The organism is Candidatus Pelagibacter sp. (genome assembly GCF_052048095.1).
In the GTDB taxonomy this organism is placed as follows: domain Bacteria; phylum Pseudomonadota; class Alphaproteobacteria; order Pelagibacterales; family Pelagibacteraceae; genus Pelagibacter.
On the sequence record NZ_JBNAKG010000001.1, the window covers coordinates 831,704 to 851,085 of the forward strand.

At 28.7% G+C, this 19,382-nt stretch carries 14 protein-coding genes and 3 tRNA genes; 15 read left to right on the forward strand and 2 right to left on the reverse strand.

The genetic code is table 11. The annotated features are described in order from the left end of the window. The first annotated feature begins 14 nt into the window (after window positions 1-14). The 10 genes from ACTT9P_RS04330 (at window position 15) to ACTT9P_RS04375 (ending at window position 11,163) form a co-directional block, all read left to right on the forward strand. On the forward strand, window positions 15-1,796 hold the full coding sequence (locus ACTT9P_RS04330; RefSeq protein ID WP_440909471.1) for an ATP-binding protein: 1,782 nt from the start codon (window positions 15-17) through the stop codon (window positions 1,794-1,796). Next, window positions 1,796-3,151, forward strand: a complete 1,356-nt coding sequence (locus ACTT9P_RS04335) for a sigma-54-dependent transcriptional regulator (protein WP_440909472.1) — start codon at window positions 1,796-1,798, stop codon at window positions 3,149-3,151. The genes ACTT9P_RS04330 and ACTT9P_RS04335 overlap by 1 nt, the downstream gene beginning before the upstream one ends. Then, on the forward strand, window positions 3,152-4,543 hold the full coding sequence (gene trkA, locus ACTT9P_RS04340; protein WP_440909473.1) for a Trk system potassium transporter TrkA: 1,392 nt from the start codon (window positions 3,152-3,154) through the stop codon (window positions 4,541-4,543). 156 nt (window positions 4,544-4,699) lie between these two features. Further along, window positions 4,700-5,953: a TrkH family potassium uptake protein gene (locus tag ACTT9P_RS04345; protein WP_440909474.1), complete on the forward strand. Its 1,254-nt coding sequence runs from the start codon at window positions 4,700-4,702 to the stop codon at window positions 5,951-5,953. Between the two features lie 34 nt (window positions 5,954-5,987). Beyond that, window positions 5,988-6,064 (forward strand) — tRNA-Arg (locus tag ACTT9P_RS04350). 123 nt (window positions 6,065-6,187) lie between these two features. Next, window positions 6,188-7,228 (forward strand): amino acid ABC transporter substrate-binding protein, encoded by a 1,041-nt coding sequence (locus tag ACTT9P_RS04355; RefSeq protein ID WP_440909475.1) that lies wholly within the window; start codon window positions 6,188-6,190, stop codon window positions 7,226-7,228. 63 nt (window positions 7,229-7,291) lie between these two features. Continuing rightward, window positions 7,292-8,443, forward strand: a complete 1,152-nt coding sequence (locus ACTT9P_RS04360; RefSeq protein WP_440909476.1) for an amino acid ABC transporter permease — start codon at window positions 7,292-7,294, stop codon at window positions 8,441-8,443. A gap of 3 nt (window positions 8,444-8,446) precedes the next feature. Further along, window positions 8,447-9,889, forward strand: coding sequence for an amino acid ABC transporter permease (locus ACTT9P_RS04365; protein ID WP_440909477.1), 1,443 nt, complete (start codon window positions 8,447-8,449; stop codon window positions 9,887-9,889). Window positions 9,890-9,892: 3 nt separating this feature from the next. Next, window positions 9,893-10,627, forward strand: a complete 735-nt coding sequence (locus ACTT9P_RS04370) for an amino acid ABC transporter ATP-binding protein (protein WP_440909478.1) — start codon at window positions 9,893-9,895, stop codon at window positions 10,625-10,627. 164 nt (window positions 10,628-10,791) lie between these two features. Then, complete coding sequence (locus ACTT9P_RS04375; protein WP_440909479.1) at window positions 10,792-11,163, forward strand: helix-turn-helix domain-containing protein; 372 nt, start codon at window positions 10,792-10,794, stop codon at window positions 11,161-11,163. 4 nt (window positions 11,164-11,167) lie between these two features. Here ACTT9P_RS04375 and ACTT9P_RS04380 read toward each other — a convergent pair. Both ACTT9P_RS04380 and ACTT9P_RS04385 read right to left on the reverse strand, forming a co-directional pair. After that, a tRNA-Asn gene (locus ACTT9P_RS04380) sits at window positions 11,168-11,243 on the reverse strand. Between the two features lie 53 nt (window positions 11,244-11,296). Next, window positions 11,297-11,370: transfer RNA gene (locus tag ACTT9P_RS04385), tRNA-Cys, on the reverse strand. 120 nt (window positions 11,371-11,490) lie between these two features. Here ACTT9P_RS04385 and ACTT9P_RS04390 point away from each other — a divergent pair. The 5 genes from ACTT9P_RS04390 (at window position 11,491) to ACTT9P_RS04410 (ending at window position 19,325) form a co-directional block, all read left to right on the forward strand. Beyond that, window positions 11,491-14,118, forward strand: a complete 2,628-nt coding sequence (locus tag ACTT9P_RS04390; RefSeq protein WP_440909480.1) for a valine--tRNA ligase — start codon at window positions 11,491-11,493, stop codon at window positions 14,116-14,118. Beyond that, the gene (ilvD, locus tag ACTT9P_RS04395; protein ID WP_440909481.1) at window positions 14,118-15,836 is read left to right on the forward strand and encodes a dihydroxy-acid dehydratase; all 1,719 of its coding nucleotides are present in this window, start codon (window positions 14,118-14,120) and stop codon (window positions 15,834-15,836) included. Before ACTT9P_RS04390 ends, ilvD begins: the two co-directional genes overlap by 1 nt. Further along, complete coding sequence (locus tag ACTT9P_RS04400) at window positions 15,836-17,041, forward strand: sugar phosphate nucleotidyltransferase (RefSeq protein ID WP_440909482.1); 1,206 nt, start codon at window positions 15,836-15,838, stop codon at window positions 17,039-17,041. The genes ilvD and ACTT9P_RS04400 overlap by 1 nt, the downstream gene beginning before the upstream one ends. Next, window positions 17,042-18,199, forward strand: a complete 1,158-nt coding sequence (locus ACTT9P_RS04405) for an ATP-binding protein (RefSeq protein ID WP_440909483.1) — start codon at window positions 17,042-17,044, stop codon at window positions 18,197-18,199. A gap of 106 nt (window positions 18,200-18,305) precedes the next feature. Further along, window positions 18,306-19,325, forward strand: a complete 1,020-nt coding sequence (locus ACTT9P_RS04410; protein ID WP_440909484.1) for a substrate-binding domain-containing protein — start codon at window positions 18,306-18,308, stop codon at window positions 19,323-19,325. Window positions 19,326-19,382: the final 57 nt, after the last annotated feature.

Here is a 19,382-nt window from a genome sequence, read left to right on the forward strand (position 1 = left end):
TTAAATATATACAAATGGTAGATTTTATTAAAAAAAACATATTTATAATAATTCTTTTTACAATTACTTTATTCATTGGTTTTGTAACATTTTTAACATTCATTGATAAAAGTTTTATTCAATTAACTCAGAATAATCTTCAATACCTATTAGTACTAAATATTGGGCTTTTAGCTTTATTATTTGGTTTCATTTTCTTTGAGGTAAAAAAAACAATTAAAAATGACATCGATAAAGATGGTTTAAGTTCTAATAAAAAATATATAACTTATTTTTCATTATTTACTTTAATTCCATCAATTTTAATCTCAATTTTTTCACTATTTCTTTTCTCATTCGCATTAGAAAAATATTTTGATAAAAAAGTTACTACTGTAGTAAATAATTCTTATGAACTTGCTCAAAGTTATGTTCAAGAAGTTAGAAATAAAATTGAGTCTGATATTGTTTTGATTGCTTTCGATACCAATAAGGCAAAAAATTTTTTAAATGCAAATGAAAATGAATTTAAAAGATTTTTAAAAACTCAAAAACTAATAAGAGATGTAGATGAAGTTCACATAATTGATCAAAATAAGAATTTAATTTTATCATCATCAGATGATACCAGTAAATATATACCTCCTGTAGATGACGCGTTAAAAATGGTTTTAACTGATGATAGACCATTAAAGATTATTAATGCGTTTGAGAATACTTCCTCAGCCATCATGAGGTTGCAAAACTTTGATGATAGGTTTTTGTATGTGGTAAAATTATTAGGTAAAGATATTTCAAGATATTTGACAGAGTCTCAAGAAGCGATCAATTTTTATTATACGGTTGAAGAAAAAAGTACTGGCATCAAAATATCATTTGCGATTATTTATATTATCGTAGTAACTCTGTTATTATTCTTATCAATAACGATTGCTATACGTTTTTCTTCAAGATTTTTTAGATCAATAAATAATTTAATTTTAGCATCTGTTGCTATTGGAGATGGTAACTTAAATACAAAAGTTCCAGAAATAAAAACTGATAAAGATTTAGAATTATTAAATAGAAATTTTAATTCAATGATAAGCAAACTTAAAGATCAACAAGAAAAACTTATTATAAATGAAAGACATGAAGCTTGGGGTAATTTAGCAAGAAAGTTGGCTCATGAAATTAAAAACCCATTAACACCTATTCAATTAACCATTGATAGAATTAAGAATAAGTTTTCAGATCAAATTAATTCTGATGAACAAGACACATTTAAGGATAATTTAAAAATTATTAACAATCAGATTAAACAAATTGAAAAATTGGTAAATCAATTTTCAGATTTTGCTAGGATGCCAAAACCAATTTTACAAGAAAATGATCTGATTAGTATATTCAATGATAATATTAAATTACTTCAAGAACTTGATAAAAATATTGAGATCAAATTTAATAAAAATTCAGAGAAAATAATTTTTAATTGTGATCAGGAACAATTAGGAAGGGTGTTTTTTAATTTAATCAAAAATGCTATTGAGAGTATTCAACAAAAATCAGAAAATAACAAAGATTTTTCAAAGAAAATAGCTATTGATATTAATGATTATAACGACCATATAAATATTACTATAGTTGATAATGGAATTGGTTTTGGAATATTTGCAGCAAATATAAAAGATATTCTTAATCCTTATTTTACAACTAAAAAAAATGGAACAGGTTTAGGATTGTCTATTGTTAGTAAAATCGTAAACGATCACAATGGAAAAATCGAATTTATACCTATCGATGATGGAGCAAAAATAGATATCTTGTTTAAAAGATAATGACAGCAGAAATATTAATTGTTGATGATAATGCAGATATCAGAAATTCTATAAATGATATCATTCTAGATCACGGTTACAAAACAAGATTGGCTGCTAACTACAACCAGGCCTTAAATGAAATTGATAAAAAATTACCTGATGTTGCTATATTAGATGTAAAATTAGATAAAGGTGATAACGATGGTATAGAGTTGCTGTCACACATAAGAACTAAGAATAAAGATATACCGGTAATAATTATTTCAGGCCATGCAAATATTGAAATGGCAGTTAAATCTTTAAAGAAAGGTGCATTTGAATTTATAGAGAAACCTTTTGATTTAGAAAGATTATTGAATTTTGTGAACAGAGCTGTTGAAAATTATCAACTAAAAAAACAAAATAGAGAATATGAAACAAAACTATTTTCTTCTTATGATTTAATAGGCGACAGTAAGAACATAATTACGATCAAAGATCAAATTCAAAAAATTTCAATTACAGATAGTAGAATTCTAATTAATGGACCATCAGGATCTGGTAAAGAACTTGTTGCTAGAAAAATACATAAACAATCTAAAAGAAATAAAAAACCATTTGTGATTTTAAATGGAGCATTACTTGATACAGCTAAATATGAACTGGAACTTTTTGGCGAAGAAAAACAAAATGGAGTTATTTCCTATGGTGCATTAGAAAAAGCAAATAAAGGAACTCTTTTGATCGATCAGGTATCAGAAATTCCTTTAGATATTCAATCAAAAATTTTAAGAGTTTTAGTAGATCAAAAATTTAAAAGAATAAATGGTAATAATGATATTAATGTTGATGTAAGAATTATCTGCTCATCAAGTAAAAATTTAAAAAATGAAATAGAAATTGGAAACTTTAGGGAAGATCTTTATCATAGACTTAACGTATTTGAAATTAACATAGAACCATTAAACCAAAGAATTTCTGATATACCTTTTTTAATAAATTATTTTTCAGAGAAAATATCTGAAAACTATAATATTAAAAAACTTGATATTGATGAAAATAATAATTACTTAATCAATCATTTATGGCCAGGTAATGTAAGGGAGCTAAGAAATTTGATTGAGAGAATTGCTATTTTACAACCAGATACTAAAGATAAAATTTCTAATATTATTAAAGAGTCTATAAAAACGGATACTTTGAATGAAAAAGTTACTGAAAACACACTTTCTGTGCCATTAAAAGAAGCTAGAGAAAAATTTGAAAAAGAGTATTTAATAGTTCAATTAAAGAAATTTAATGGAAATATATCAAAAACAGCAAGTTTTGTTGGCATGGAAAGAAGTGCTCTCCATAGAAAATTAAAAGGTCTAGGAATTAAAGAATTTAATTAAATGAATATAATAATCTGTGGCGCTGGTAGAGTAGGCTTTACCATCGCTAAATTACTTAGTGAACAAGGTCACTCAATAACAGTAATTGATCTCTCAAGTGAAGACATTCAAAAAATTAATGACACCTTAGATGTTAAAGTTATTGTAGGTAAAGCTACATACCCATCAATCCTTGAAAAAGCTAACGCAGCTGAGGCAGACATGATTATAGCTGTAACAAGAAATGACGAAATAAATATGTTGATATGTCAAATTGCGTTCTCGATTTTTAACGTACCGAAAAAGATAGCTAGAATTCGATCTCAAGACTATCTTAATCCAAAATTTAGTAGAGTATATAATAAAGAAAACTTACCAATTGACGTAATCATTTCACCAGAACTAGAGATAGCCAAATCAATACAAAGGAAATTAGAGGCCCCAGGTGCACTTGATAGCGTCCCATTTGCTGAAAACAAAATAAGATTATTAGAAATTCTAATTAAAGATGATTGTCCATTAATTGATGTCAAACTAAATGAAATGACAAATAAGTTTCCAAATCTTGAGGCAAATATTGTTGGAATTATTAGAAATGATAAATTTTTAATACCTAAAAAAACCAATACGATAAAAAATGATGATAAAATTTATGTAATAATTAACTCTAATCAAATGACAGAAACTCTAGAAGCGTTTGGTCATAGTGAGAAAGTTTCTAAAAAATTATTAATCATTGGTGGCGGAAATATAGGTTTTAATTTAGCAAAAAATTTAGAAGAAACTTATGATGCTGCAAGAATAAAAATTATTGAAAAAGATAGAGAGCGCGCCGAATATTTAGCTAATGAATTACATGACTCTATTGTAATCAATGGCAATGGGTTAGATGAAGAAGTTTTAACAGAAGCAAATCTAGAAGAAGCAGAAACAGTCCTTGCTTTAACAAATGATGATGAAGATAATTTGATGGTAAGTGTTCTTGTTGAGAAGTTTGCTAAAGATAACGAGACCATTGAAGATAAAAGAACAATGGCGTTAATTAACAAACCAAATTATTCACTTCTTCAATCATCATTAAAGATTGACGATTTTATAGATCCAAGAATGAACACAGTATCAAGTATTTTAAAACATGTTCATAAAGGAACAATAGAAACAGCATATACAATTTTAAATGGTGAATATGAAGTTATAGAAGCAGACATTATTGAAACTTCTGAATTGATTAACAAATCATTAAAAGACTCTGGTTTACCTGAGGAGATAAGAATAGGAGCAGTTTTAAGAGATAAAAAAATAATTATACCAAGATCAGATTTTTTTTTTAAAAAAGATGATACTGTTGTTTTTCTTGCTAAAAAAGAAACAATTTCACTAGTTGAAAATTTATTTAGAATTAGCTCAATTTAATTGATGTTAAAAATAAGATTAAAATATTTAAGCGTCTTTTTCGCTTTAATTTCGGTACTTTCTTTTTTTAATATTCTTTACTCATATTATTTCAATTTGTATCTAAATCTTGATACATATTTCTATACCTTAGTTGTTTCATTACTTATTTCTTTATTGACATTTAAGTTAAGATCTCCTGATGATAAGCCCAATATATTTAATAAGATCTTAACTATTTTACTCGGTTACGTCACATTACCTCTGATTTTATCTATCCCATTTTATTTTAGTATTTATGATTTAACTTTTATTAATTCATTATTTGAAAGTGTATCAGGCTTTACATCAACAGGCTTTTCTACTTTTGAAAATATAAAACATATTGATCAAAGCTTAATAATTTGGAGATCTTCTATTCAATGGATTGGAGGATTTTATTTTTTATTTTCTATTATTTTTCTAATCGATATTTATGATGATAGTCTTAAAAAATCTTTAACTAATTTTATTTCGTTCAATAATTCAGAGATTATTAAACAAACAATTAAGATATTTGTTCTTTATTCTTCATTAACAATATTAATATTTTTAATTTTAAATTTATTTGATGTAAGAACATTTAATTCTTTTAATTTAAGTATGACATTGATTTCTTCTGGAGGGTTTCTTCCAGTTAATGAAATTTCATCAATTTTAGTAACTGATGTCCAAAAATTAATATTTTCATTTCTAATGTTAATTTCATATTTTAGTATTTTTTTTATTTATAATTTAATTTTTTTTAAAGATAATAATAAGGACTTTTTTTATGAAGATTTTCATTTAGTTTTTTATCTAATTATTTTGCTCTCAGTTTTTTTTATTTTTTTTAGTTTTAATAGTAATTTTATTGATCTATTTTTTATGATCTCTAGTAGTATTTCCAATATTGGTTTTGCACCTAGTTCGGAACATTCTTATCTAAGTTTTATATTTATGATGTTGGTAATAATAGGAGGGTCTTTTTTTTCAACAAGCTCAGGTTTAAGATTTATAAGAATTTATACATTACTAAAGTTTTCTCTTAATCAAATGCTTTCATTTAGCAAACCAAGAAATATTTTTATGAGTAAATTAGCTTTTTCAAATATAAATTTTAATTTTGAGGTGATAAATAAATATTTTTTATCAATATTAGTTTTTATAATTTCTTTTTTTTCACTTACTATAATATTGAGTTTTTTTAATATTGATTTTGAACAAAGTATTAAATTATCGGTTTTAACCTTAATGAATACTGTTAATTCTTCTGCATATGGAATTAGTGATTTTGACTTTCAAAATCTACATTTTTTAAATAAGTATTTACTTATAATATTCATGATTATCGGCAGAATTGAATTATTAACTATATTTCTGATTTTAAAAAAATATCTTTTTAAAAATTAATTTTGTAATATATAGAATATATAATTTGCTTTATGCGCCCTTAGCTCAGCTGGATAGAGCATCGGTTTTCTAAACCGAGGGTCGGAGGTTCGAATCCTCCAGGGCGCGCCACCAAAAATTGCTATATATTGTGTCTATTTTGGCCTTGCGCTAGTTAATCTAACATGATTAAATTCCCGCCAATTCAAATTAGTTTTTGAATTATTTGTTAACAAATAACTAAAAGGAAGAATAATGTTTAAATACTTAAAACAATTGACTTCTTTAGTAGCAATGGTTGCTGTGTTGTTTACTTTTACAACAGAGTCTATGGCTGCTAAAAAATCTAAAACTCTTAAAAACACTCAAAAGAAAGGTTTTGTAAGATGTGGAGTATCTCAAGGTCTTCCAGGATTTTCTAATGCTGATGCATCAGGAAATTGGACTGGTGTTGACGTTGATGTATGTAGAGCGGTAGCTGCTGCAGTATTAGGTGATGCGAATAAAGTAAAATTCACACCACTAAGTGCTAAAGAAAGATTTACAGCTTTAACTTCTGGTGAGATTGATATCTTATCAAGAAACACTACTTGGACACTTTCTAGAGATGCTGACATTGGTCTTACTTTCGTAGGTGTAAACTTCTACGATGGTCAAGGTTTCATGGTTAGAAAAAGCTCAGGAATAACTTCAACAAGCCAATTCAAAAATGGTATCTCTGCTTGTACAAACATTGGTACTACTACAGAGCTAAACATGAGAGACTTCTTTAATTCAAAAGGAATTTCTTATGAGCCAGTAGCTTTTGAAAAAGCTGACGAAGTTGTAGCTGCATACGATGCTGGTAGATGTGATACTTACACTACTGATAAATCTGGATTAGCTGCTCAAAGAACTAAAATGAGTAACCCAGATGAACATATTGTATTACCAGAAACAATTTCTAAAGAGCCATTAGGTCCAGTTGTAAGACAAGGGGACGCTGTGTGGGAAGATATCGTAAGATGGTCTTTAAACACAATGATCGAAGCTGAAGAATACGGAATTACTTCAGCAAACGCAGACTCTATGAAAACTTCAGAAAACCCAGCAATCAAAAGATTAGTTGGTGCTGAAGGTGAATTAGGTGCTGCTTTTGGTCTAGACAACGAGTGGAGCTTAAGAATTATTAAGCAAGTTGGTAACTACGGTGAAAGCTATAAAAGAAATATAGCAGACACAGGAATTTTACCTGACAGAGGTCCTAACCAATTATGGACTAAAGGTGGAATTCTTTACGTACCACCTGCAAGATAATTGCACATTTAATTAGTTAAAAAGGGCTAGATTTTTCTAGCCCTTTTTTTTATAAATCACGTGATGAATTTTAAGATAAAAAACTTAATCCCTCAGATAATTACACTTTTATTTGTAATAGCTATATTTGGTTTCTTTTCATATAACGCTCAAGTCAATATGGAGAACAGGGGTATTGATTTTGGATATGGCTTCTTATCACAAGAATCTTCTTTCGATGTTCAGTTTTCTTTAATTGAATATGACGGATCGCATTCATATTTCAGAGCTTATTTAGTAGGATTGTTAAACACAATTCTTGTTTCTGTAATTGGAATAATTTTTGCAACTATTTTAGGAGTAATAGTTGGAGTTGCGAGATTATCACCAAATTATCTAATCAATAACTTTGCAGCTTTTTATGTAGAATTTTTTAGAAATATTCCTCTATTGTTACAAATATTTTTTTGGTATTTTGCAGCTTTAAGAGCGCTACCTTTACCGCAAGATGCGGAAGCAATTTTTGGAATATTTTTCTTAACGATTAAAGGTTTGTATGTACCAGCCTTTATTTGGGAGAATTTTAATATATTCTTTTATTCAATACTTGCTGCAATAATAGCAATAATTGTCATCAGAGTTCACGCTAAAAAAGTTCAAGAAACACAAGGTAAACAATTACCTGTATTATGGATATCACTTGGTTTAATTTTAATCTTACCTTTATTAAGTTTTTTAATTGGAGGTGTTAGTCTATCATTTGAAATTCCTAAATTAAAACAATTAGCAACAACTTCATTTATTTATGAGGGTGGTGTGAGTTTGCCACCTGAATTAATTGCATTAACTTTGTCTTTGTCATTATATACTGCCACTTTTATTGCAGAATGTGTAAGAGCTGGTATTCAAGGTGTTGGCAAAGGTCAGAAAGAAGCTGCAGCATCTATTGGTTTAACACCTAATCAAGTGTTAAAATTAGTTGTAATGCCTCAAGCATTAAGAATAATTATTCCACCAACAACTAATCAATATTTAAATTTAACTAAAAACTCATCATTAGCAGCTGCGATTGCTTATCCAGATTTGGTCTTGGTTTTTGCAGGAACTGCATTAATGCAAACAGGTAAAGCAATTGAAATTGTTTCTATTACAATGTTAACCTATTTAAGTTTAAGTGTATCAATTTCTCTTTTAATGAATTGGTACAACAAAAAAATTGCTATTAAGGAAAAATAATTAGTGTCAAAAATAAACTTTATGAAACCTAATAAAGAAAATCTAAATACATTTTTGTATTTAGGATCAGCACTTTTCTTTATTAGTGTTTTAGATGTTTTTTTAAATTCATTTTATTCTTCTAATATAACTGGTTTTTTACCAGCCACATTAAGCTTTTTATTTCCATTGATAATTGGTTTTATAGGTCTTCATTTTATTAGAATTGAAAATAGTGGGATCAAATATCTAGATTTAATTAATAAGAATATAAATACTACTAATTTTAATGCATTATTATCTTTGTTAATAATCTTTATAATAATCAAATCAACACCTCCAATTTTCAGTTGGTTTTTTGCCGACGCGAGCTTTGCAGGTGATAGTAAAGATGTTTGCACAGGCGCAGGCGCGTGTTGGACATATATTAAAGTTTGGATGAGAAGATTTATGTATGGCATGTACCCTAATGCCGAGCAATGGAGAATTAATTTATCATTTATTTCTTTAGCTTTGCTTGGGTCTGTTGGATATTTTGCTACAGAAAAATTTAAAAAATATTTAACTTTATATTACGTTATAATTTATCCATTTATTGCTTTTTTATTTATCTTTTTCTTTATTTCAGGTGGACCAGTATTTTTTGATTTTTCTTATGGAATTATTGCAGCTATAGTCTCAATAATAGTAGGATTTTTTATTCCAAGTAAATTTAGATTTTATTATTTTTTATTAGTTCCAATAACAATTTATATACTTTTGAAATATTTCATTTTTTATGAAGAATTAATTGAATTAGGTAAATTAGATGGTTTAAATTGGGTTGAAACAGGTGCATGGGGAGGATTATCCCTTACTTTTATTATCTCATTTTTCTGTTTAATTTTTTGTTTTCCGATTGGTATGGCTTTTGCACTAGGTAGAAGATCAAACTTTCCAATCATTAGATATATTTCAGTAGGGTTTATTGAGTTCTGGAGAGGTGTTCCATTAATAACTGTATTGTTTATGTCAGCCGTTATGTTTCCTATGTTTTTACCAGAAGACTTCTTTATTGATAAACTTGTAAGAGCAATTATCGCTATTTCTTTATTTGAAGCAGCTTACGTAGCAGAAGTTATCAGAGGAGGTTTGCAAGCGCTACCTAGAGGTCAATACGAAGCTGCCAAATCGTTAGGTATGGGATATTGGAAAATGCATATTTTTGTAATTTTACCTCAAGCATTAAAATTAGTAATTCCAGGAATAGCCAACACTTTCTTAGCATTAGTTAAAGACACACCTTTAATTTTTGTAGTTGGTCTTTTAGAAATTGTTGGAATGCTGAATTTAGCAAAAACTAATCCAGAATGGTTAGGTTTTGCAATGGAAGGTTATGTATTTGCTGCAATAATTTTCTGGATTATTTGTTATGCAATGAGTAAATATAGCTACAAATTAGAGAAAAAATATAAAACAGAGAGATAATTTATGTCAGATAGTATAATTCAAATTAAAAATGTAAATAAATGGTTTGGAGACTTTCAAGTTTTAAAAGACATAAATTTAGAAGTAAAATCTCAACAGAAAATTGTAGTTTGCGGACCATCTGGATCAGGAAAATCAACTTTAATAAGATGTATTAACAGATTAGAAGAGCATCAAGAGGGTGATATTATAGTTGATGGCACAACTTTAACTGAAGATACAAAAAATATTGAGCAAATAAGAGCTGAAGTTGGAATGGTATTTCAACAGTTTAATTTGTTTCCACATTTATCAATTTTAGATAACTGTACATTGGCTCCAATTTGGGTAAAAAAATTGCCAAAGAAAGAAGCAGAAGAAATTGCTTTAAAACACCTTGAAAGAGTACAAATTTTAGATCAAGCCCAGAAATATCCTGGCCAATTATCTGGAGGTCAACAACAAAGGGTAGCTATTGCAAGAGCATTATGCATGAAACCTAAAATCATGTTGTTTGATGAACCAACATCAGCATTAGATCCAGAAATGATTAAGGAAGTTTTGGATGTAATGGTTGACTTAGCTAATGAAGGAATGACTATGATAGTAGTTACACATGAAATGGGTTTTGCTAAAGAAGTTGCAGATCAAATGATATTTATGGATGAAGGTATGGTAGTCGAAAAAGCAGAAACAAAAGAATTTTTTGCTAATCCTAAGAGCGATAGAACTAAACTTTTCTTAAGCCAGATACTTTAATAAGCGTCAAAATACACAAGCATTATTCTTAAATTGCATACAACTTAAACTTGACATCATCTTAATTTTTTTACTTTTCTTATTAAAAAAAAAAATTTAATTGTTGCACTAGGTTTAAAAAACAGGTTGAATTCAAATTATACAAAATATTAAGAGGGGTCTTAATGGAAGATAATTTTAACAAACATTTAGGTAATAAATTAAAACTTAGAAGATTAGCACTAGGTTTAACACAAACAAAAGTTGCAAAAGCTATAAACGTAACATTTCAACAAATACAAAAATATGAAAAAGGCACTAATGGAGTTAGCTCTATAAGACTACTTCAACTATCCAACTACTTAAAAGTGCCGATAAATTATTTCTTTGAAGATTTTTCAGAATATCTTGTGAATTTAGAAAAATCACAAGAAGGTCATATGAATGTGAATTATAATTTTTTAGCTAAAGTATATTCAGAATTGACACCAGACCAGAAAAACAAGTTTGATAAAACTCTTCAGGTTAATAATCCAGGAATTTCAAAGGCTGTTTGATTTTTGGCTCCTCGGGCAGGACTCGAACCTGCGACCAATTGATTAACAGTCAACTGCTCTACCAACTGAGCTACCGAGGAATGTAAAAACCCAAATTTACTTTTTTTTTTAATTAAAACAAGAACATTTTTATTGGAGGCAACGCCCGGAATCGAACCGGGGTACAAGGATTTGCAATCCTCTGCGTAACCATTCCGCCACGTTGCCACTTGATACGCAAAATAAGTTACAATGGCTTTATAATTAAATTAAATCAATAGTCTATTAAATAACGATTTAATTTGATTATTGTTAATTTGAATTATTAAATTATAAACTAATTCTCTCATGAGTAGTGATAAATATATACATTCTGATGTCGAAGATAGAATTTATTCCTATTGGGAAAAAAACGGCTTATTTAAACCTAAACAGAATTCGCAACAATATTCTATAGTTATTCCACCACCGAATGTAACCGGAAGTTTGCATATGGGTCACGCTTTAAATAATTCTATTCAAGATTTACTAGTTAGATACTACCGAATGAATAACCATGAAACTTTATGGCAACCAGGTACTGATCATGCTGGTATAGCCACACAAGCCTTAGTGGAGAGAAAATTAGAAAAAGAAAACATAAATAAAAATGATATTGGAAGAGAAAAATTTATTGAAAAAGTTTGGGAATGGAAAAATCAATATGGTGATATCATAATAAACCAACTAAAAAAATTAGGCTGTTCATGTGATTGGAGTAGAAATGCATTCACAATGGATGAAAATCTCTCAAAATCAGTAATTAAAGTTTTTGTAGACCTTCATAAAAAAGGATTAATTTATAAAGCTAAGAAATTAGTAAATTGGGACACCGTTCTTAAAACTGCAATTTCAGATTTAGAAGTTGATCAAAGAGAAATGAATTCATTGATTTATTACATAAAATATCCAATAGATAATTCTGATCAATTTATCACTATTGCAACAACTAGACCTGAAACAATGTTAGGAGACACCGCAATTGCAGTGAACCCAACTGATAAAAGATTTAAATCATTTGTTGGTAAAACTGTAACAATTCCAATTGTAGGAAGAAAAATTAAGATTATTGAAGACGATTATGCTGATCCTGAACAGGGAACAGGTGCTTTGAAAATTACACCAGCGCATGATTTTAATGACTATGATGTAGGTGCTAGGAATAATCTAGAGATAATTAATGTATTTACGGAGGAAGGAAAAATTAATGAAAATGCCCCACAAGAATATATTGGTCTTAATAGATTTGATGCACGAAAGAAAATTTTAAAAGAATTAAAAGAAAAAGATTTTTTTGTAAAAGAAGAGAATATTAAAAATAAAGTTCCATATGGAGATAGATCTAATTCTGTCATTGAACCTTATCTAACCGATCAATGGTTTGTGGATGCAGAAAAATTAGCAATCAAAGCTAAAGAAATAGTTAACAATAAAAAAACAAATTTTTTTCCTGAAAATTGGTCAAAGACATATTTTCAATGGATGAACAATATTGAGCCTTGGTGTATTTCAAGACAACTTTGGTGGGGTCATCAAATACCTGCTTGGTATGGTCCAGATGAAAAAATCTTTGTTGCTGAAAATGAAGACGATGCAAAACAACAAGCTAAAAAATTTTACAAAAAGAATGTTGAATTACATAGAGATCCTGATGTTTTAGATACTTGGTTCTCATCAGGTTTATGGCCTTTTGCAACTTTAGGGTGGCCTGAAAAAACAGAAGAGTTAAACAAGTTTTATCCAACAACAGTTCTTGTAACTGGTTTTGATATTATCTTTTTCTGGGTTGCGCGAATGATGATGTTTGGAATGGAATTTTTAAACAAAGAGCCATTTAAAGATATTTATGTTCATGCATTAGTTAGAGATGAAAAAGGACAAAAAATGTCTAAGTCAAAAGGAAATGTTATTGATCCTTTAGATTTGATAAATCAATATAGTGCCGATGCATTAAGATTTACTTTATTGTCAATGGCATCACCAGGTACAGATGTAAAATTATCAGAAGACAGAGTTAAAGGTTATAGAAATTTTTTAAATAAATTATGGAATGCTAATAATTTTTTAATAACTAATAAGTGTGATTTTTCATCAACAAATGAAGTACCTAAATTATCTTTAAATATTAATAAATGGATCTATTCAGAATTAATACAAACTAAAAATACTATTGAAAAAAATCTTAAGGATTATCGTTTCGATGAGGCTGCAAAAAATGCCTATAAATTTGCATGGAATTCATATTGTGATTGGTACCTAGAACTATCAAAAACGATACTATTTTCTGATAAAGAAGAAGATATTAATGAAGTTAAAAAAGTATCTTCTTATGTTTTTAAACAAATTTTAGTGATGCTCCATCCATTTATTCCATTTGTAACAGAAGAAATATGGTTAAAAAATAAATTTGATAATTCAGGTAAAGATTTTTTAATGCACCATAATTGGCCATCTGGTGAGATAAAAATTGATCAATCTCAAAAAGATGTAGAAAAAATTATTGATATAATTTCTGAACTTAGATCATTTAAAAATGAATTAAATGTAAGCCCTGGGTCTTTTACAACAATATCAATTGGTAATTTATCAAAAGAAACCAAGAAATTTGTAAATGATAATAGTACTGTTTTAAAAAAACTTGGAAGAGTTAATGAGTTTTTAGAAGATGATCAAAATAAATCATCCGGTTCGATGGTAATATCTGGTGAAATTTATAAGGTTTATTTCGATGAAAATGTAAACTTAACTTTGATAAAAGAAAATTTAGTAAAAAAACAAAGCAAATTAAAAGAAGAAGCTGATAAAATATCGAAGAGATTAACCAACAAAGGTTTCGTAGATAGAGCTCCAAAAGATATTGTTGAACAAGAAAAATCTAATTATAATAATTTAGAAAATGATATAAAAAAATTATCACTAACCATTGAAAGCTTATAATGAAAAAATTTAACAAAAAGAAACTACCAAGTAGACATACATCAATAGGTCCAGATAGGGCACCACATAGATCATTCTATTATGCTATGGGTGAAACTGAAAAAGACGTATCAAAACCATTTGTAGGCGTTGTTTCTACTTGGAATGAGGCTGCACCTTGCAATATAGCTTTAATGAGACAGGCTCAATCAGTTAAAAAAGGTGTTAGAGCTTCTGGTGGTACTCCAAGAGAATTTTGTACAATTACTGTAACTGATGGTATTGCAATGGGACATGAAGGAATGAAATCTTCATTAATCTCAAGAGAAGTTATAGCTGACTCTGCTGAATTAACCGTAAGAGGGCACTGTTATGATGCTTTAGTTGGTATTGCCGGTTGTGATAAATCTTTACCAGGCTTAATGATGTCGATGGTTAGACTGAATGTGCCAAGTGTATTTATCTATGGTGGTTCAATTCTCCCAGGAAGATACAAAGGAAAAGATGTAACTGTAGTTGATGTATTTGAGGCTGTTGGAAAACATTCTTCAGGACAAATGTCAGCAGCAGAACTTAGAAAATTAGAACTTGTTGCTTGTCCAAGTGCTGGTGCTTGTGGTGGACAATTTACTGCTAATACTATGGCATGTGTTTCAGAAGCCATTGGTTTAGCGCTTCCTTATTCCGCTGGAACTCCAGCTCCTTACGAAGAAAGAGATAAATACGCAAAAGAAAGTGGAAAACAAGTAATGAATTTGTTGGCCAAAGGAATTAAACCAAGAGATATTGTTACAAGAAAAGCTTTAGAAAATGCAGCAACAATTGTGGCTGCAACAGGTGGATCAACTAATGCAGCTTTACATTTACCTGCAATTGCAAATGAAGCTGGTATTAAATTTGATTTAATGGATGTTGCTAAGATTTTTAAAAGAACACCTTATCTTGCAGATTTAAAACCTGGTGGAAAATATGTTGCAAAAGATATGTGGTTAGCAGGTGGTGTTCCAATGTTATTAAAAACTCTTTATGATGGTGGGTACATTCATGGTGACTGTATGACAGTTACAGGTAAAACTATGAAAGAAAATTTAAGAAATATTAAATTTAATCCAAAACAAAAAGTTTTAAGAGCTTACAATAATCCATTATCTCCAGATGGAGGTGTTGTTGGATTAAAAGGTAATTTAGCGCCTGAAGGCGGAATAGTAAAAATTGCTGGACTAAAAAAATTACAATTTACTGGAAGAGCGAGATGTTTTGATAATGAAGAAAGCGCAATGAAAGCAGTTCAAACAAGAAAATACAAAGATGGTGATGTAATTATTATTAGATACGAAGGACCAGTAGGTGGACCTGGTATGAGAGAGATGCTTTCAACAACTGGTGCAATTTATGGTCAAGGTAAAGGAGAGAAGGTTGCTCTTATTACTGATGGAAGATTTTCAGGTGCAACAAGAGGATTTTGTGTAGGTCACGTTGGACCAGAGGCAGCTTTAGGTGGACCTATAGCATTACTTAGAAATGGAGATATCATTGATATAGATGCTAAGAAAGGAACAATTAATGTTCGACTAACTAAAGCACAATTAGCTTCAAGAAGAAAAAAATGGAAAGCTAAAAAATCAGATTTTGGATCAGGAACTTTATGGAAATACGCACAAACTGTTGGACCTGCTTATTTAGGTGCCCCAACACATCCTGGTAAGAAAAAAGAGGTTAAAGAATACTCAAAAATTTAATGAAAATTCGTCCAGTAATTTTGTGTGGTGGAGCTGGAACTAGACTTTGGCCTAATTCTAAAAATCATCAGGCAAAACAATTCATTGATTTTGGTAGCTGGACTTTATTAGGTAAAACCCTAGAAAGAGTTAAAGGATCAATTTTTGATGCTCCGATTATAAGCACTAATGCAAAATATCTTAAACAAGTTAAGCAACATTTAAATGAACATAAAATTAAGAAATATAAGATTGTTTTAGAGCCAGCTAAAAGAAATACAGCTCCTGCAATTTTAAGCACTGCTTTAATAAAAGATATTCCTAACGAACAAGCTTTAATGTTTTTTTCAGCAGATCACTTAATTGAAAAAGTAAGTGTTTTTAATAGATCAATTGCCAAGAACAAATCTAATTTAAACGATCAAAATATATTTATATTTGGAATTAAACCAACCTCACCATCAAGTGAATATGGTTATTTTTTAACAAAAAAAATTAAAGGAAATATAAATAAAGTAACAAAATTTATTGAAAAACCAAAAGAAGCAAAAGCAAAACAAGTAATTAAAAAGAAAGGTTATTGGAATTCAGGAATGTTCTTTTTAAGAAAAGACTCGATAATAAATAACTTTAAGAAATATCAACCTACCATTTATAGAAATTGTATTAAGGCTGTAGAAAAAGCTAAATATAAATCTAATACTTATTATCTCAATAAAGCTTCATTTATAAAAGCTACTGCAAAATCATTTGATTATGCAATCTTAGAAAAAACAAAACAAATCAATGCGATAAAATTAGATATTCCATGGTCAGATCTTGGAAGTTGGAAAGAAATATTAAAGATGTATGACAAAAATAAAAATAAATACATTAAGAAGAAAAATGTATTTTATAGACCTTGGGGCAGATATACTAATTTATTTGAGGGTAAAGAATTCTTGATCAAAGAGTTATTTGTAAAACCAAATGGAATATTAAGTCTTCAAAAACATCACCATAGAGCTGAACACTGGCTAGTTACCCAAGGAAATCCAAAGATAACTTTAAATAAAGATAGTTTTATTAAAAAACCATTTGAACATATTTTTATTCCATTAGAGGCGATACATAGAATTCAAAATCCTGGAAAAAAACCAGTTAAGATAGTTGAAGCCCAAGTAGGATCTATTCTAAAGGAAACAGATATTGTCAGATATCAAGATGTTTATGGAAGAGTAAAATAAGTGGATTTATTAAACTTTATACTTTTATTTATCATTGCTGTTTTAATTTTTTTTCTCCTAAAAAAAGAAAAAGTGTTAGGTATTAATACAGAAGAAAAAAATAATAATGAAAAAATTAAGATAATTGAAAACAAAGAATATAGAGGAAGTATCTATGATTTATTAAATTATATTCCAGAAGGAGTCATTGTTGTAGATAAGAGTAAAAAAATTTTATTTAGCAATAATTCAGCTACAAATTGGTTTCAAATAAAATTAAACGAAAATTTAAGTGGTTTTTTAAGAAACCCAGATTTACTCAATTCTATAGATAAAGCTTTCAATGGCGAAAATTTATCTGATTTTGAGATAGAAATTCGAACACAATCAGTATCAAGACTTAATATCACTATATATTTAGATAAAAGAGACCTTTTCTTTGATGAAACTACATGTGTTTTATTTATTAGAGATCTAACTGAGTTTTATAAGTTTCAACAATTAAAATCTGACTTTGTTGCAAATGTTTCTCACGAACTAAGAACACCTTTGCAATCGATCAAAATGGGACTTGAAACATTTGAAAAAAATTCTGAATTAAAAGATAATTCTGAGGTAAAAAATTTCCTTCCCGTAATGATTTCTCAATCTGAAAGAATGGAAAATTTAATAAGAGATTTACTTTCTTTATCCAAAATTGAATTACAAGAACATATAAGACCCACTCATGAAATTGATCTAATAGAATTATTAGAATTTGTTATTAAGACTTATGAAAAGATTATTAAAAAAGATAATATTAATATTGTTTTAAATAAAACAGATAATTTTAAGATTATAGGTGATAGAGATAAATTAATTGAAATATTTACGAACCTTATTGATAATTCAATTAAGTATAGCGATAAAAATAAAACCATAACAATTTCTACCAAAAAAGAAGGTGAAACAAATGTAGTATCTGTAGAAGATCAGGGAATAGGAATACCTAAAGAACTAATACATAGAATCACCGAAAGATTTTTCACTGTTGATCCTAGCAAAAGTAGAAGTGTAGGAGGTACTGGATTAGGTTTGGCTATTGTCAAACATCTAGTTTCTCAACATAGAGCTGAAATGGATATAAATAGTGTGAAAAATGAAGGTACATCAATAACTATCAAATTTAACGCTTTATAATTCAACTAAAAAGTTAGTCATTGTAACAAAACTTTAACCTTCCTTTAATAATTTATTTAAAATTATAATTTAAATAGCTTCGTATATGAATCTTAAAAGGAGAATTATGAATAAATTAACAAGTATATTATTAAGTTGTCTTTTAGTGCTAAGTTTTACATCAATTAGTCACTCGAGAGACCAAATTAAAATTGTTGGCTCTTCAACTGTATATCCTTATGCAACAGTTGTTGCTGAAAAATTTGGTAAAGGTGGAAAGTTTAAAACACCTGTTATCGAAAGTACTGGTACTGGTGGTGGAATGAAATTATTCTGTGCTGGTGTCGGTGTTAATCACCCTGATGTTACAAATGCATCTAGAGCAATTAAACCAAAAGAAAAAGCTTTATGTGAGAAGAATGGTGTTTCAGAAATTATCGAAATAGTTGTAGGAAACGATGGTATTTCTTTTGCTCATGCTGCGAATTCACCTGATGCTAACTTTACAAAAGAACAACTTTGGAGAGCTTTAGCTGCAAAAGTTGATGTAGATGGAAAATTAGTTGAAAATCCATATAAAAAATGGAGTGATATCGATGCTAGTCTTCCAAATAAAAAAATTGAGGTTTTAGTTGCACCACCTACTTCAGGCACAAGAGATGCTTGGAATTCCCTGGTTATGGTTAAAGGTTGTTCAAAAGAGGCTAAATCTTTATTTGGTGATAAAGCAAAAAAAGAATGTGCTAAAATCAGAGAAGACGGTTATGCAGTAGAAGCTGGCGAGAATGATACTTTAATAGTTCAAAAATTGACTTCAAATCCCGATGCTTATGGTTTCTTTGGTTATAGTTATCTAGTTGCAAACAAAGACAAAGTTAAAGCTGCTTCAATTGAAGGTGTTCAACCATCTCTAGAAGGTATCCAAGATTATTCATACCCGATTGCTAGACCATTGTTCTTTTACGTTAAAAAAGCTCATATTGGTGTAGTACCAGGTATCCAAGAATTTCTTAAAGAATTTACATCAAAAAAAGCTATGAGTAACAGAGGTTATCTAGCTAAAATTGGTTTAGTTCCATTGGCTTCTGATAAATATGAAGTAACTAGAACTGCTGCGATTGATTTAAATATAATTAATATTAAGTAAAAATTAAATTTATCCACAAAAAAGGCCAGTATTTTACTGGCCTTTTTTTTTATTCAA

Coding starts and splice junctions, on each gene's coding strand:
- ACTT9P_RS04375 (WP_440909479.1), top strand. CDS start 10,792: ATGGAAGATAATTTTAACAAACATTTAGGTAATAAATTAAAACTTAGA.
- ACTT9P_RS04410 (WP_440909484.1), top strand. CDS start 18,306: ATGAATAAATTAACAAGTATATTATTAAGTTGTCTTTTAGTGCTAAGT.
- ilvD (WP_440909481.1), top strand. CDS start 14,118: ATGAAAAAATTTAACAAAAAGAAACTACCAAGTAGACATACATCAATA.
- ACTT9P_RS04370 (WP_440909478.1), top strand. CDS start 9,893: ATGTCAGATAGTATAATTCAAATTAAAAATGTAAATAAATGGTTTGGA.
- trkA (WP_440909473.1), top strand. CDS start 3,152: ATGAATATAATAATCTGTGGCGCTGGTAGAGTAGGCTTTACCATCGCT.
- ACTT9P_RS04400 (WP_440909482.1), top strand. CDS start 15,836: ATGAAAATTCGTCCAGTAATTTTGTGTGGTGGAGCTGGAACTAGACTT.
- ACTT9P_RS04330 (WP_440909471.1), top strand. CDS start 15: ATGGTAGATTTTATTAAAAAAAACATATTTATAATAATTCTTTTTACA.
- ACTT9P_RS04390 (WP_440909480.1), top strand. CDS start 11,491: ATGAGTAGTGATAAATATATACATTCTGATGTCGAAGATAGAATTTAT.
- ACTT9P_RS04335 (WP_440909472.1), top strand. CDS start 1,796: ATGACAGCAGAAATATTAATTGTTGATGATAATGCAGATATCAGAAAT.
- ACTT9P_RS04355 (WP_440909475.1), top strand. CDS start 6,188: ATGTTTAAATACTTAAAACAATTGACTTCTTTAGTAGCAATGGTTGCT.
- ACTT9P_RS04360 (WP_440909476.1), top strand. CDS start 7,292: ATGAATTTTAAGATAAAAAACTTAATCCCTCAGATAATTACACTTTTA.